A 14,183-nucleotide genomic window follows, 5' to 3' on the forward strand; every position below is an offset into this window, starting at 1 on the left:
AACGGCGACGGCCGGCCAGGGGCGGGTGCCCCTGGCCGGCCGTCGCCGTCTGTGACGCGTCAGGCGCCGACGCTGTCCTTCTCGACGCCGTCCGCGTCCTCGACACTCTTGGCGTCGGTGACGCTCTCGGCGGCCTCTCGCTCCGACTGCTTCTTGGAGGCGATCAGGCTGGTGATCGTGGTGACGACCAGGACGCCGCCGATGACCGCCAGCGAGAACCCGATGGAGATCTCCGGGACGTGCACCCCGGACTCGTGCAGGGCGTGCAGGACGAGCTTCACGCCGATGAAGCCGAGGATCACCGACAGGCCGTAGCTGAGGTGGACCAGCTTCTTGAGCAGGCCGCCGATCAGGAAGTACAGCTGCCGCAGGCCCATGAGGGCGAAGGCGTTGGCGGTGAAGACGATGTACGGGTCCTGGGTCAGGCCGAAGATCGCCGGGATGGAGTCCAGGGCGAAGAGGATGTCCGTGGTGCCGATGGCGATCATGACGACCATCAGCGGGGTCAGGACGCGCTTGCCGTTGACGCGGATGAAGAGCTTGGTGCCGTGGTACTTGTCGGCGACGCCGAACCTCTTCTCGACGGACTTGAGGAGACGGTTCTCCTCCCAGTCCTCTTCCTCCTCGTCGGCGCGCGCCTCCTGGATGAGCTTCCAGGCGGTGTAGATCAGGAAGGCGCCGAAGATGTAGAAGACCCACGAGAAGTTCGCGATGACCGCGGCGCCCGCGACGATGAAGATCGTGCGGAGGACCAGGGCGATCACCACGCCCACGAGCAGCACGCGCTGCTGGAGGTGGGAGGGGACCGAGAACTTCGCCATGATCAGGATGAAGACGAAGAGGTTGTCGACACTGAGCGACTTCTCGGTGACGTAGCCGGCGAAGAACTCCCCGGCCGCCTGGCTGTTGCCGAACACGAGCAGGCCGACTCCGAAGAGCGCGGCGAGCACGACCCAGACGATCGTCCAGATTCCGGCTTCCTTGACCGAGACGTCATGGGGCTTCCGCCCGATGAAGAAGTCGGCTCCGATGAGGGCGACCAGACCGAGAATGGTCAGCACCCACAGGGTCATTGAAACGTCCACTGCGCCTCCGGCGTCGTACGGCTACTTGATCAGCGTCGTCGCTGCCGGAGGTCTCTTCCACCCGAGCGGCTCGCACCGCGACCGGGCCGACGCCCCGGGATCGGATCGATGAGGATCCGTCCGTATTGACGGGTACGCCGCGCATGGGGAGTACTCCCCTCCGCACGGAGAACACTACCCGAAGAACCAAGAGAAGGTAAAGGACAGGGTAAAGGGCCCCCAAAAGAGCAGGTCAGGGCCTCTTTACCGGACGGGCCTCCGCGACCTGCGCGAGGACCTGCCGCAGCACCCTGCTGCCCGGCGGAAGCAGCGGGGGCTCGTACGACCAGGCATGACCGACCCAGGGATCGGCGAGGTGGTCGTCGGGTACGGGGGTGAGGCGCAGCAGCGAGCGCCACAGGGGGTCGAGCACGGGTCCGTACGCGGCCGCGTCCTCCCGGTCGGCCACCATCATCAGATGGACGCCGACGCCGGGGCCCTCGTCGGCGAGGTACCGGAGCCGGGTGACCGCCCGGTCGTCGAAGCCGTGCGGGAAGTCGTGGACGATCAGCAGCTGCCGGGCCGTGTCCAGACCGGGCGGCAGGGCGTCGGCCGCGCCGTTCCGCAGCGCCATCTGCAGCAGGTCGACCCGCTCCGTGAGCTGCTGGAGCACCGCCGAGACCCCGGCCGCGCCCCGGGCCGGCGGAGCGGCGAGCACGCCGGTGTCCACGAGCGGCGCGAGCGCGGCGGCGCCGGCACCCGCCGCGTCGACGACGTGGAGGGCGAACTCCCCCGGCGGGTGGGCCGCGAGCAGCCGGGCCGCGTGCGCGACCGCGCTGTCCAGGGCGAGCCGCCGCAACTCGGTCTCGTCGAGGAGGTCGGCGGCCTCCGAGTGGCCGGCCTTGCTGTCCACCCAGAGCCCGCGCTCCAGCGGGAGCCGGATGAGCATGGGGATCCGCAGGTCGGTGCGCTCGGGCAGGTGGAGGTCGCCCAGCCGCACGGCCATGGCACCCTCCGCCGGAGGCCGGTAGGCGTGCCAGACCGGGTTGTCCCAGCGGGCGTAGGCGGGCGGCAGGGCCGGTTCGACGACCTCGGACTCGACGGCGAGCTGGGCGAGGTCCCGGTCCAGGACCTCCTGGGCCCGCGCCACGAGTTCGTCGTGGCGGGCGCGGGCGGCCGACCGCGCGGCGTCGCCGGCGCCGCCGATCCGGGCGCGGGGGTCGGAGAGCGCCTCGTCGAGCTCCCGGTCGAGCCGGGACTCGGCGAAGTCGCAGGCGGAGCGGTAGGCGGCGGCGGTACGGGCCAGGTCCTCGAACATCCCCCACACCTGGTTGTACAGGCGCTCGTCCATGGACCAGCCGGCCGCGTCCCCGGCGACGGGGACGGGCGGGCCCTGCGGGGGCTGCGAGCCCTGGGACGCCTGCGGGGCCGATACGGGTGCCGGTACGGGTTCCGGTGCCGGGGAGGCGGTACGGCGTCGGGGGTGGGCGTAGTCGATCGGGCCGCCCGCGCTCGGGGCGGACGGAGCGGGCGCCGCCGTCGGGGCGGGGGTCGCCGTCGGGGCGGGGGTCGGGGTGGGTACCGGGCCCGAGGCGGGTGCCGCGTGGCGGGACTCCGCCTCCAGGATCGTCGCCGCCAGATCGGCGGGGCGCTCCAGGCCCTGGTCGCCGAGGAGCGCGGCGAGGCCCCCCTCGTACCCCTGGCCCATGGCACGGACCTTCCAGGCGCCCTGGCGGCGGTACAGCTCCAGGGCGACGACGGCGGACTCGCTTCCGAGCCCGGTGATCGTGTAGCTGGCGATCTCGGCACCGTCCGGTCCCGTGACCGCGACGAAGGGCGCCGCGGCCGTACCGAAGGAGGCGGGTCCGCCGGAGCCCACGGGCAGCGCCAGGAGGACGGAGACGCGGTGGACGGCGTCGGGGACCGCCGCGAGGTCGACGGCGAGGTGCTGGTCGGCCGCGGCCCGGCGGGGGACGTCCACACCGGGGAGCGAGGGCGAGACCGGATGGGCGACCCACTCCACGCCCGGGACCCGGCCCCGCTCGTCGCCGAGGGTGGCTCCGGCGACGACCGGATGACCGGCCGACACCCTGATCTCCAGTCGGGTGTCGGGCAGGGGGTGGTTCTGCCCCCGGACCAGCTCGGCCGTCATCGGCTCTGTCCCCTCAGCGGTTCCCGGTACGAATGGTGCGGTGGCGCGGATGCGCGGTGGTGCGGACGTGCTGTGGCGCGGTGTGCGTATGCGCGGTGGTGCGTATGCGCGGCGGCGCGGTGGTGCGGGACAGCTCCCGGTGGCCTGTTGCCTCCGGGAGCTGTGGGTGCGTGCGTCCTGCTCGGCCTGCCTACAGGTGCGGCAGGATCGCGGGCATCAGGTCCTGGAACGTACGCCCGTTGGCCGGGTTGCCCAGGGCCGTCATCTGCCAGCCGGAGCCGGCCCGGTGCACCTTCGCCATGATCTGCGCGGTGTAGTTGCCGCCGCCGTCGAGGGTGTAGCGCGCGAGCTCCTGTCCGTTCGTCTCGTCGACGATCCGACAGAAGGCGTTCTGCACCTCCTGGAACGTCTGACCGGTGAAGGAGTTCACGGTGAAGACGATCGTGTCGATGTGGACCGGGATGCGCTCCAGGTCGACGAGGATCGCCTCGTCGTCCCCGCCCTGGCCCGCGCCGCCGACCAGGTTGTCTCCGGTGTGCTTGACGGAGCCGTCGTCGCTGACCAGGTGGCGGAAGAAGACCACGTCGACCGGCTGCTTGTCCGCGAAGAGGACGGCCGAGGCGTCCAGGTCGATCTCGCGGGTGCGCGAGCCGAACAGACCGCGGCGCGGCGCCGCCTGCCAGCCGAGCCCCATCCGCACCTGGGTGAGGCTGCCTCCGCCCTGCTTCTCCAGGCTGATGGCCTGACCCTTGGTCATGTTGACCGTCACGCGCTTGCCCCTCTCGTTGCGTTCCCCGCGCCCGCTGCCGGATGCGTGCGGTTGTCCAGCACCCTACGCAGAGGGACTGACACCGAAGAGCCGCGGTCCGGATTTGTGTCGGTCTTGCAACACACCGGACCGCCTCCGGTCAGGCGAGACCCGCCTCCTTCATCTGGCGCAACTCCTTCTTCAGCTCTCCCACTTCGTCCCGGAGCCGGGCGGCCACCTCGAACTGCAGCTCGGCGGCGGCGGCGCGCATCCGGTCGGTCATCTCCTCGATGATCGCGGCCAGTTCGGTGGCAGGCCGGTCGCCGAGCTCGACGGTGGAGCCGGCCTTTCCGCCCTTGCCCTTGGTGCCGTGCGCGGCGAGCGAGGGGACGGGCGCCTTGACGGCCTTTCCGTCCTTCGTCCGGCGGTAGCCGCTGCCGAGCAGCTCCTCGGTGTCGACCTCCTCGCGCGCGATGGTCGCGACGATGTCGTTGATCTTCTTGCGCAGCGGCTGCGGGTCGATGCCGTGGGCCGTGTTGTACGCGACCTGCTTCTCCCGACGCCGGTTGGTCTCGTCGATGGCCTGCTCCATCGCCGGGGTGATCCGGTCCGCGTACATGTGGACCTGGCCCGAGACGTTTCGGGCGGCGCGGCCGATGGTCTGGATCAGCGAGGTCCCGGAGCGCAGGAAGCCCTGCTTGTCGGCGTCGAGGATGGCGACGAGGGACACCTCGGGAAGGTCGAGGCCCTCCCGGAGGAGGTTGATGCCGACGAGGACGTCGTACTCGCCGGCGCGCAGTTCGCGCAGGAGCTCGATGCGGCGCAGGGTGTCGACGTCGCTGTGCAGGTAGCGCACCTGGATGCCGAGCTCCAGGAAGTAGTCGGTGAGGTCCTCGGCCATCTTCTTGGTGAGGGTGGTGACGAGGACCCGCTCGTCCTTCTCGGTGCGCAGCCGGATCTCGTGGACCAGGTCGTCGATCTGGCCCTCGGTCGGCTTGACGACGACCTCGGGGTCGACGAGCCCGGTGGGGCGGATGATCTGCTCGACGAAGCCGTCGCCCCGGGAGAGTTCGTACGTCCCCGGGGTCGCGGAGAGGTAGACGGTCTGGCCGATCCGCTTCTGGAACTCCTCCCACTTCAGCGGGCGGTTGTCGAGGGCCGACGGGAGCCGGAAGCCGTGGTCGACCAGGGTCCGCTTGCGGGAGGCGTCGCCCTCGTACATGGCGCCGATCTGCGGCACGGTGACGTGCGACTCGTCGATGACGAGCAGGAAGTCCTCGGGGAAGTAGTCGATGAGGGTGTTGGGCGCGGAACCGGGCTCGCGGCCGTCGAAGTGCATCGAGTAGTTCTCGATGCCGGAGCAGGAACCGATCTGGCGCATCATCTCGAGGTCGTACGTGGTCCGCATGCGCAGGCGCTGGGACTCCAGGTGCTTGCCCTGCTTGTCGAGCTCGGCGAGCCTGCCCTCCAGCTCGCCCTCGATGTCGTTGACCGCCCGCTCCATGCGCTCCGGACCGGCGACGTAGTGGCTGGCGGGGAAGACGTACAGCTCGCGGTCCTCGGTGATGACCTCGCCGGTGAGCGGGTGGAGGGTGGAGAGGGCCTCGATCTCGTCGCCGAACATCTCGATGCGGACGGCCAGTTCCTCGTAGACCGGGAAGATCTCGATGGTGTCGCCGCGGACGCGGAACGTGCCGCGGGTGAACGCGAGGTCGTTGCGGGTGTACTGGATGTCGACGAAGCGGCGGAGCAGCTGGTCGCGGTCCATCTCCTCGCCGACCTTGAGCGGGACCATCCGGTCCACGTACTCCTGGGGCGTGCCGAGGCCGTAGATGCAGGAGACCGAGGCGACCACGATGACGTCCCTGCGGGTGAGCAGGGAGTTCGTCGCGGAGTGCCGGAGCCGCTCCACCTCCTCGTTGATCGAGGAGTCCTTCTCGATGTACGTGTCCGACTGCGGGACGTACGCCTCGGGCTGGTAGTAGTCGTAGTACGAGACGAAGTACTCGACCGCGTTGTTCGGCAGGAGTTCGCGGAACTCGTTCGCCAGTTGGGCGGCCAGTGTCTTGTTCGGCGCCATCACCAGGGTGGGGCGCTGGAGCTTCTCGATCATCCACGCGGTGGTGGCCGACTTGCCGGTGCCGGTGGCGCCGAGGAGGACGACGTCCTTCTCGCCGGCGCGGATGCGCCGCTCGAGCTCGGCGATCGCCGCGGGCTGGTCGCCGCTGGGCTGGTAGGAGCTGACGACCTCGAAGGGCGCCACCGAACGTTCGATCTTGGAAACGGGCCGCATGTCACCACCGTACGACCCGGCACCGACAGTCGTGCGGCGATCGGCCCGGCGCCCGGTCCCTAGGGTGCCCCGTCACCAGTCCTGGGAGCGGTGGCCGCCTCTCGGGACGCTCCTGCGGGCGCTGCGGCCGGCGGACCGGCCCGTCCAGTTGGCGGGCTCGCCGTAGGACGGTACGTGGCGCGGGGCGGGCACGCCGGGGCGGTGCACGTTCCGGGCGGCGGGCCGCTGCCAGTCCGGGTCGCCCATCACGAGCAGCGGGTCGAACATGACGACGACGGCGGCGAGGATGAGGAAGACCGCCGGGCCGATCAGCATCGGCAGGAGGAGCGAGGTCGCGGTGTCGCCGGTGCCGGCGGGGACGTAGACGTTCTGGAGGTGGACGCTGACGGCGGCCATGGCGGTGTAGTGCATGCCGCTGACGGCCCCGCCCATCACCAGGCTGGCGCCGAGGCTGGCGAGGAACCCGTGGACGGAGACGGCCGCCCAGAGTGCCGCGGTGGCGGCGACGACGGCGATGACCACGGAGAGCGCGACGGTGAGCGTGTCGTACTCGATGCGGCCGTGGAGGCGCATCCCGGCCATGCCGAGGTAGTGCATCGTGGCGACGCCGAGGCCGGTGATCGTGCCGCCGGTGACGAGGGTGAGGGCGGTCGCCCCGCGGTACCCGACGATGAAGATCCCGATGCCGACCATGAGGACGGCGACGCCCAGGCTCGCGAAGGTGATGGGGCGGTCGTAGTTGATGGGCGCGTGCTGGACCGAGAAGCCCATCATGGCGATGAAGTGCATCGTCCAGATGCCGGTGCCGATGGAGGTGGCGCCGAGGGCGAGCCACCCGGCCTTGAAGGTGTCACGGTGGCGGAGCGACCTGGTGGTGCACCTCAGGCCGAGGGCGCCGCCGAGGCAGGCCATGATGAAAGCGGCCACCGGAGTGACGAGCCCGTAACTGAATCCGTCGACCGTGCCCTGCATGAGCGTGTGTCCTCCACCCCTGGTGCCACGTCGTCCGAAAACAGTCGGTACCGCTGGGTAGTACTACCGGGGCGAGATTATGGCGCGCCGAGGGCTTCGCGACCACGTGACCGGGGAATTTCCGCTCGTGAGACCTGAGCGAGACCGGTCCGTGATCTTGACGGCGGCTCGCTGCCCGCTTCCTGACCGGATGTCGACTGTTCCGACCGGACTGTCAGTGGCGGGTCGTACCGTGGGCGGCATGGACATCGAAGCGGAGCCGACGGGCGGGGAGCCGGTCGTCGCGGTGGAGTGGACGGTCGTGGAGAGCGACATCGGGCCGCTGTTCCTCGCCGCGACCGGGCGGGGGCTCGTGCGGGTCGAGTTCCACGCCGACGCGGCGCGGCGGGAGCGGATGCTCGACCGCTTGGGCGGGCAGTTCGGCACGGTGCCGGTGGAGTGCGCCTCGGGGCTGCTCGCGGAGGCGATACGCCGGCTCGACGACTACTTCGCGGGTGACCCGCGCGCGTTCGACCTGCCGCTGGACTGGAGCCTGACGACCGGCTTCAACCGGCAGGTGCTGCGCGAGCTGGCGACGGGGGTCCCGTACGGGACGGTCGTCGGGTACGGGGAACTGGCGCGGCGCGTGGGGCAGCCGGGCGCGGCCCAGGCCGTCGGCGCGGCGATGGGTGCCAATCCGCTGCCGGTGGTGGTGCCGTGCCACCGTGTGGTCGAGAGCGACGGCGGGCTCGGCGGCTTCGGGGGCGGTCTGGAGACGAAGCGGCAGCTTCTCGCCCTGGAGGGCGTGCTGCCCGCGCCGCTGTTCTGATCGGGGGCGGACGGCCGGGGCCGAGGTGGCCACGACAAGCGGCCGACGGCGGGCGAGGGGGCCGTTCCCATGAGGTGGGACGGCTGGCACACTCACGTAAGTGACCAGCACCTCCGGCGCCCCTGACGCCATCCTGCCCGACGAGATACCCCCTCCTGTGAGCGACGCCGAACTGCCGGCGCTCCGCCGACGGATTCAGGGCGTCCTGATCGCCACCCAGATCCTCGGGGGCCTCGGCATCGCCATCGGGGTCGCGCTCGCGGCCGTCCTGGCCAAGGACGTCAGCGGTACGGAGGCGTTGTCCGGACTGGCCTCCACGGCCACGGTGGCCGGTCCCGCGCTGCTCGCCATGCCGCTGGCCTCCCTGATGGCCACGCGCGGGCGACGGGCGGGGCTCGTCCTCGCGTACCTGCTGGGGGCGCTGGGTGCCGTCGTGGTGGTGGTCGGCGCGGTCGTCGACAGCTTCCCGCTGCTCCTCGTCGGACTCGTCGGCTTCGGCGCCGGGTCCTCCGCCAACCTCGCGGCCCGCTTCGCCGCCGCCGACCTGGCCGAGCCGGACCACAGGGCCCGGGCCATCTCGACCGTCGTGTGGGCGACCACGATCGGCGCGGTCCTCGGACCGAACATCGCCGCACCGGCCGGGAAGAGCGTGTCCGGCCTGGGGATACCCGCGACGGCGGGTCCCTTCGTCTGGGCGGCCGGCGTCTTCGTCGTCTCGGCGGTCGTGGTGGCCCTCCTGCTGCGCCCCGACCCCCTCCTCACCGCCCGCGCGCTGACGGACCCCGGGGCGGGCGAGAAGCCGGAGAGCCGTTCCCTGCGCGCCGGGATGCGGGCGGTACGGGAGTCCTCGCAGGCCCAGCTGGCCCTCGTCACCGTCGCCGCCTCGCACACCGCCATGGTCTCGATCATGTCGATGACCCCGGTGGCGCTGAGCCACCACGGCGCGGGCATCCAGCTGATCGGGCTCGTGATCAGCGGACACATCGCGGGCATGTACGCCTTCTCGCCCGTCATGGGCTGGCTCTCCGACCGGCTCGGCCGGCTGTCGGTGATCGGGCTCGCCGTCGGACTCCTCGCCGTGGCGGCGCTCATCGCGGGCACGGCGGGAGCGAGTCACACCCAGACCGCCGTGGGGCTCTTCGTCCTCGGCCTCGGCTGGTCGGCGGGGCTGGTGTCCGGCTCGGCCCTGCTCACGGACTCGGTGCCGCAGGCCGCGCGGGCAGCGGTCCAGGGCCTCTCCGACTTCGTCATGAACACCGCCGCCGGGCTCGGCGGGCTCGCGGCGGGCCTCATCGTCTCGCAGGCGGGTTACGGACCGCTGAACGCGATCGCCGCGTGCCTGCTGCTGCCGATGGCGGCGCTCGCGGTGCGGGGCGCTCTCCGGAAGGCCTGACGCCGGGCCGGGAGCCGGGCCGGGAGTCAGGTCGGGGCGCCGGACCGCGTGCCGGGTCGGGGCGCCGGGCCGCGAGGCTGGCCCGGGAGATCCGGCTGTGCCCCGGCGCGGGGACCGGTCAGCGCGGCACCGAGGGTGACGTGGCCCCGCGCGCCAGCTCGCGTGGGGCTCCCGTGCCGTCGGCGGGCACGGACCAGACCGCTCCCCCGTATCCGTACGCAAGGGTCCCCCGGTCCGTCCACAGCGCCTGGTCGTCGATGCCGCGCCGCTCGGCCACGGGGTGCTCGCGGCCGGAGCGCAGGTCGTACACGTACAGCCGCCACGGCTCGCGCGGGCCCTCGGACACCCGCTTCTTGAAGGCGATCCGGGTGCCGTCCGGGGAGAGCGACGGGCATTCGACGTTCTCCCGCAGGGCCCTGGCCGACCAGTTCCTCATGTCGCCCTCGACGAGCCGGGTGCGCCCGCCCGTCGAGACGGTGGCGTAGAAGCGGTTGTCGTCGGCGGCGAAGGAGACGCCCCAATAGTTGACGTCGGGGGCGTGGTACCGGCGGCCGTCGAGGGTGAGCGGGATCTGCTCGATGTTCTTCACGAGATAGCCGGTGCGCAGGTCGAGGACGGACGTGCGGGTGGAGAACGACGAGCGCGCGTAGGAGTCGCCGGTGGCGAACATCGTCCACGAGAGCATCTGTCCCGAGGCGGACACCCGGGCCCTGCTGGGGATACCGGGCAGCGCGATGCGGCGCACTTCGCGCATCCGGCTGTCGAGCACGAGGGCGTACGAGCGGGCCGGAACGCCCGGTCGGCGCCGGAGGCAGAGGGCGGTGGGCCCGGCCGCGTGGAACCGGTCGCAGACGGGCCCGCCCGCCACGCGCCCGCCGGGTGCGGACGGGTCGACGCGGGCCACGCGCCCGGTCGCGGTGTCCCGGACGTGGAGCGCGCCGGGCCGGCCCGCGTCGAGGGTGAACCCGGCCGCCGGGGCCCCGGCGGCCGCCGTCTGCCGCCCGGAGGCCGCCCGCAGGGTGTAGGCGGTGGCGCCGCCTCCCAGCAGCAGGAGGGCGAGAACGAGGATCCACGCGCGCGCGTGGCGGGACAGGGGGACACCGGGCAGGGCAGCACGCATGGGTCAGTCCTCTCGGAGGGTCGCCGGCAGGAGTCGAGTCGCGCAGAGCAGGGCCGCCGCGAGAGCCAGGAGCGCCGCCAGGAGGGCCGTGCGCGGCCCGCTCGCCGTCCAGACGGCTCCGAACGCGACGGCGGCGCCGAGCCGGGCGAGCGCCTGCGCGGTCTGGACGAGCGCGAGCCCGCCGGCCTGGCGCCCCTCGACGAGGAAGGGGCCCGTCAGCGCCATCAGGACGCCGTCGGTGGCCGCGTAGAAGCCGCCGAGCAGCACCAGGACGCCCCCGAGCAGCAGCGCCTCGGGCAGGGGGACCAGGAGCAGCCCGTAGGCGAGGAGCAGCGCCCCGTGCCCGTACAGGAGCGGCCCGCGCCGCCCTACGCGGTCGGCGAGGCGGCCGGCCGGGACGGCGAGCAGCAGGTAGACGGCCGCGGCGCCGAGCGGCAGGAACGGGAACCAGGTGGCGTCGAGTGCGAGCCGCTGCTGGAGCAGCAGGTACAGGAAGGCGTCGCCGACGGTGGCGGCGCCGAGGAGGGCGGCGCACAGCAGGATCCGCCGGTACGCGGGCGAGCGCAGCGCGGCGAAGAGCCCGCCACGCGCGCGTGGGACCACCTCGACGGCCGCACGCGCGCGTGGCCCCGCTTCGGCGGTCGGCCGAGCGGTCGGCCGAGCGGTCGGCCGAGCGGTCCCCCGCGCCGTCGACCGAGCGGTCGACCGGGCCATCCCCCGGGCCGTCGGCCGAGCGTCCGGCCGGGCCGTCGGCGCCTCCGGCTGCCCGCGTGCCGCCGCGCCGCGCCGCCCTGGGACGAGCAGCACCCACAGCAGGACGCCGAACACCCCGACGCAGAAGCTGACCGCGAAGACCGCCTCGTACGCCTCGGCCGTCGCCCACAGCAGGGCGAAGGCGGCCAGCGGGCCGAGGAGGGCGCCGGTGGTGTCCATGGCCCTGTGGGTGCCGAACGCGCGGCCCAGCTCGTCGGGCCGGCTGTGCAGGGTGATGAGCGCGTCACGCGGGGCCGTGCGGACGCCCTTGCCGAGCCGGTCGGCGGCGAGCGCGGCGGCGATCCCGCCGGCCGAGCCGCCCGCGAGGAGGAGGCCGAGCCGCGAGCAGGCCGAGAGGGCGTAGCCGAGCCCGGCGACCTGCTTGTGGCGGCCTCCACGGTCGGCGGTGGCTCCGCCGAGGATCCGTACGAGCGCGGCGGCACCGGTGGAGAGCCCGTCGAGGATCCCGAACTGGAGTGGGGAGAGACCGAGTCCGACGACGAGGTAGAGCGGCAGCACGGCCGTCACCATCTCCGAGGAGACGTCGGTGACGAGGCTGACCGCGCCGAGCGCGAGGACGGTGCCGGGGACGCGCCGCCGGACCCCCGAGGGGGCGGGCGGCGCGCCGCGGCGACCGGTGGTCGCGAGGTACATCAGTGGCAGGTGTAGGTCGGGCCGGAGTCCTTGACCTGGTCGTCGGTGCCGACGTACTGCCAGGTGTAGGTGGTGTCGGTGAGGTCCAGCTTCAGGACGCCGTACGGGCCGCTGATCCGCTTCTGGCTGTTGGGCTGGACCGTCTCGATCGCGTAGGGCTCGGCGCCTCCCATGCCTCCGACGATCTCGACGATGCCGTCGGCCGTGGCGCGCCCGTCCGGGTCCTGCGGGGCGAACCGCTCGTAGTGGTGGTCGTGTCCGTTGAGCACGAGGTCGGCCTTGGCCCCGTAAAGGATCTTCCAGACGGGCCGGGAGACCGGGTCGTTGCCGTGGCCGCCGGAGGAGTACAGGGGATGGTGGAAGTAGGCGGCGAGACAGCCCTTGGTGTTGCGGGCGAGGTCGTCCTTGAGCCACTGGATCTGGGCCGGGTCGTCGAAGGAGTTGGAGTCGAGGGCGACGAAGTGCCAGTTGCCCTGGTCGTAGCTGTAGTAGGGCTTGCCCTGCGGGTAGGCGATCGCGCCGAAGTACGCCTTGTAGCCGGCGAGGGAGCCGGCCGGGTCGTAGGTCTCGTGGTTGCCGGGCACGGGCCGGGTCTTCGCCTTGAAGGCGCCCCACGTCTTGTCGTAGTAGGCGCGGAAGTCGGAGAGCAGGGCGTCGTCGTACTGGTTGTCGCCCATCGTCAGGTAGAACGACGGGGCGATCCGCTGCGCCAGGGCGGCCGTCTTGGGGTGGGCGCAGGAGCTGCTGGAGGCGGTGCACTGCGCGGCGATGTCGCCGGCGGCGACGACCGTGAAGGCGCCGGCGGGCGGGGGCGTGGTGTCGGTGGTGCCGTAGACCTCCACCGTGTAGAGGGAGTAGCCGTACGAGGTGCCGCGCGCGGTCCCGTAGACGCGCAGGTAGCGGCCCTGGCCGGTGAGGCCGGTCCAGTCGTCCGTGGCGCCGTTCCCGGCCGTCTCGGTGGCGAGGCGGGTCCAGGTGGTGCCGTCGGCGGAGATCTCGACGCGGTAGGCCTTGGCGTACGCGGCCTCCCAGACGAGCTTGACGCGGGAGACGGTGGCCGAGGGGCCGAGATCGACCCGGATCCACTGCGGGTCGACGCCTTCGGCGCTGGCCCAGCGGGTGGTGGGGACGCCGTCGAAGGCCTTCTCCGGGCCGAACGTGCCGTCCTCGACGGAGGAGGAAGTGGCCGGACGGCCCTGGGAGATCAGCGGATCGGCGGCGGCTCCGGCCCGGCCCGGCTGGGCGAGGAGGAGTCCGCAGACGAGCAGCAGGACGGCGGAGAGGAGGACGGTGAGACGGGTGGTGGTGAGGGGGCTGCGCGGTGGTGCGAGGGCGTACGACGATGGTCCGGGGGCGTGCGGCGGTGGTGTGGAGGTGTACGGGCGCATACCTGGGCTCCCTGCCCTGAGCGGTCGGCGAGAGCTGGACACCGGTGCGGAGCACGAGGACCCGGCCGCTGGTCACGGTCCGGTCACCCGCGCCGCGCGGCGATTCGGGCGCCACGCGGCGGGGTGGTGCTCGGCGGCCGGGTCAGAGCTCTCGCTGAGCGCGTCACGCCCTGGGAACAGGCGCCGCGCCGAGCCGCTGCCCGGGATGCTAGCCGACAGGAAGGTTTCCTACCAGACTTTCAACTCTCCGGGAGCCCAACGGACTTCACCATCACCGAGGGAACTTCAGAGGCTGATGTGGTACGCCTTGCGCAGGGTCTCGTGCACGGTCCAGGTCGTCCGGTCGCCCTCGCGCAGGACGCAGGCGTCACCGGGGCCGACCTCCAGGGTCTCCCCGCCCTCGACGGCGACGGTGGCCCGCCCGCTGACCACCACGAAGAGCTCGTTGGCCTCGGTGTCGGTGACGACGCCGGGCGTGATCTGCCAGATGCCGCGCAGCTGCTTGCCGTCGGCGGACTCCCACAGCACCTTGCCCGTCACCTCGGGCGTACCGGAGACGATCTGGGCGGGGTCGAGCGGGTCCGCCTCGAGCTCGGCGTCGGGGATGTGCACGGCGAAGGAAGGCACGTCATGTGTCGTCATGGGCGGTGACTGTAGCGGGGGTCCACGGCGGCCCAAGGACCGGGATCGGGTGGAATGGGTCACTCCGCTTCGCCTCCTACCAGGCGACTTACCCGAATACGACGGCGACGACGAATTCCGCAGCACGCTCCCGGCGGGGCGTGCCCAGGCCCCGCGAGCCCCTGCGACGACCGGACCGGAGTCGCCGTCACGGATT

General features: G+C 72.3%; 11 protein-coding genes. 2 read left to right on the forward strand and 9 right to left on the reverse strand.

The features are described from left to right. Nucleotides 1–59 precede the first annotated feature (59 nt). The 5 genes from OG580_RS08320 to OG580_RS08340 form a co-directional block, all read right to left on the reverse strand. The gene (locus tag OG580_RS08320) at nt 60–1,085 is read right to left on the reverse strand and encodes a TerC family protein (protein ID WP_267042989.1); all 1,026 of its coding nucleotides are present in this window, start codon (nt 1,083–1,085) and stop codon (nt 60–62) included. Between the two features lie 232 nt (nt 1,086–1,317). Further along, entirely contained in the window at nt 1,318–3,216 is a 1,899-nt protein-coding gene (locus OG580_RS08325; RefSeq protein ID WP_267042990.1) for a TerD family protein, read from the reverse strand. A 190-nt stretch (nt 3,217–3,406) separates the two neighbouring features. Further along, the gene (locus tag OG580_RS08330) at nt 3,407–3,985 is read right to left on the reverse strand and encodes a TerD family protein (protein ID WP_267042991.1); all 579 of its coding nucleotides are present in this window, start codon (nt 3,983–3,985) and stop codon (nt 3,407–3,409) included. Between the two features lie 139 nt (nt 3,986–4,124). Next, nucleotides 4,125–6,257 (reverse strand): excinuclease ABC subunit UvrB, encoded by a 2,133-nt coding sequence (gene uvrB / locus OG580_RS08335; protein WP_267042992.1) that lies wholly within the window; start codon nt 6,255–6,257, stop codon nt 4,125–4,127. A gap of 72 nt (nt 6,258–6,329) precedes the next feature. Beyond that, the gene (locus OG580_RS08340) at nt 6,330–7,229 is read right to left on the reverse strand and encodes an MHYT domain-containing protein (protein ID WP_267042993.1); all 900 of its coding nucleotides are present in this window, start codon (nt 7,227–7,229) and stop codon (nt 6,330–6,332) included. 241 nt (nt 7,230–7,470) lie between these two features. Between OG580_RS08340 and OG580_RS08345 the strand changes: the two genes are divergently transcribed. Further along, complete coding sequence (locus OG580_RS08345; protein ID WP_267042994.1) at nt 7,471–8,037, forward strand: methylated-DNA--[protein]-cysteine S-methyltransferase; 567 nt, start codon at nt 7,471–7,473, stop codon at nt 8,035–8,037. A gap of 100 nt (nt 8,038–8,137) precedes the next feature. Then, complete coding sequence (locus OG580_RS08350; protein WP_267042995.1) at nt 8,138–9,430, forward strand: MFS transporter; 1,293 nt, start codon at nt 8,138–8,140, stop codon at nt 9,428–9,430. A gap of 118 nt (nt 9,431–9,548) precedes the next feature. Here OG580_RS08350 and OG580_RS08355 read toward each other — a convergent pair whose 3' ends face one another. The 4 genes from OG580_RS08355 to OG580_RS08370 form a co-directional block, all read right to left on the reverse strand. Continuing rightward, nucleotides 9,549–10,550 carry a hypothetical protein gene (locus OG580_RS08355; RefSeq protein ID WP_267042996.1) on the reverse strand — a complete coding sequence of 334 codons (1,002 nt, stop codon included), beginning with the start codon at nt 10,548–10,550 and terminating at the stop codon, nt 9,549–9,551. 3 nt (nt 10,551–10,553) lie between these two features. Continuing rightward, nucleotides 10,554–11,957, reverse strand: coding sequence for an MFS transporter (locus OG580_RS08360; protein WP_267042997.1), 1,404 nt, complete (start codon nt 11,955–11,957; stop codon nt 10,554–10,556). Beyond that, entirely contained in the window at nt 11,957–13,345 is a 1,389-nt protein-coding gene (locus tag OG580_RS08365; RefSeq protein WP_267042998.1) for a discoidin domain-containing protein, read from the reverse strand. Before OG580_RS08365 ends, OG580_RS08360 begins: the two co-directional genes overlap by 1 nt. A 285-nt stretch (nt 13,346–13,630) precedes the next feature. Then, nucleotides 13,631–13,987 (reverse strand): cupin domain-containing protein, encoded by a 357-nt coding sequence (locus OG580_RS08370; protein WP_267042999.1) that lies wholly within the window; start codon nt 13,985–13,987, stop codon nt 13,631–13,633. Nucleotides 13,988–14,183 lie beyond the last annotated feature (196 nt).

The organism is Streptomyces sp. NBC_00094, from assembly GCF_026343125.1.
Taxonomy (GTDB): domain Bacteria; phylum Actinomycetota; class Actinomycetes; order Streptomycetales; family Streptomycetaceae; genus Streptomyces.

Bases quoted from the DNA above. Each gene is read 5' to 3' on its own strand.
- OG580_RS08325 (WP_267042990.1), bottom strand. From the start codon at position 3,216: ATGACGGCCGAGCTGGTCCGGGGGCAGAACCACCCCCTGCCCGACACC.
- uvrB (WP_267042992.1), bottom strand. From the start codon at position 6,257: ATGCGGCCCGTTTCCAAGATCGAACGTTCGGTGGCGCCCTTCGAGGTC.
- OG580_RS08340 (WP_267042993.1), bottom strand. From the start codon at position 7,229: ATGCAGGGCACGGTCGACGGATTCAGTTACGGGCTCGTCACTCCGGTG.
- OG580_RS08345 (WP_267042994.1), top strand. From the start codon at position 7,471: ATGGACATCGAAGCGGAGCCGACGGGCGGGGAGCCGGTCGTCGCGGTG.
- OG580_RS08355 (WP_267042996.1), bottom strand. From the start codon at position 10,550: ATGCGTGCTGCCCTGCCCGGTGTCCCCCTGTCCCGCCACGCGCGCGCG.
- OG580_RS08360 (WP_267042997.1), bottom strand. From the start codon at position 11,957: ATGTACCTCGCGACCACCGGTCGCCGCGGCGCGCCGCCCGCCCCCTCG.
- OG580_RS08365 (WP_267042998.1), bottom strand. From the start codon at position 13,345: ATGCGCCCGTACACCTCCACACCACCGCCGCACGCCCCCGGACCATCG.
- OG580_RS08370 (WP_267042999.1), bottom strand. From the start codon at position 13,987: ATGACGACACATGACGTGCCTTCCTTCGCCGTGCACATCCCCGACGCC.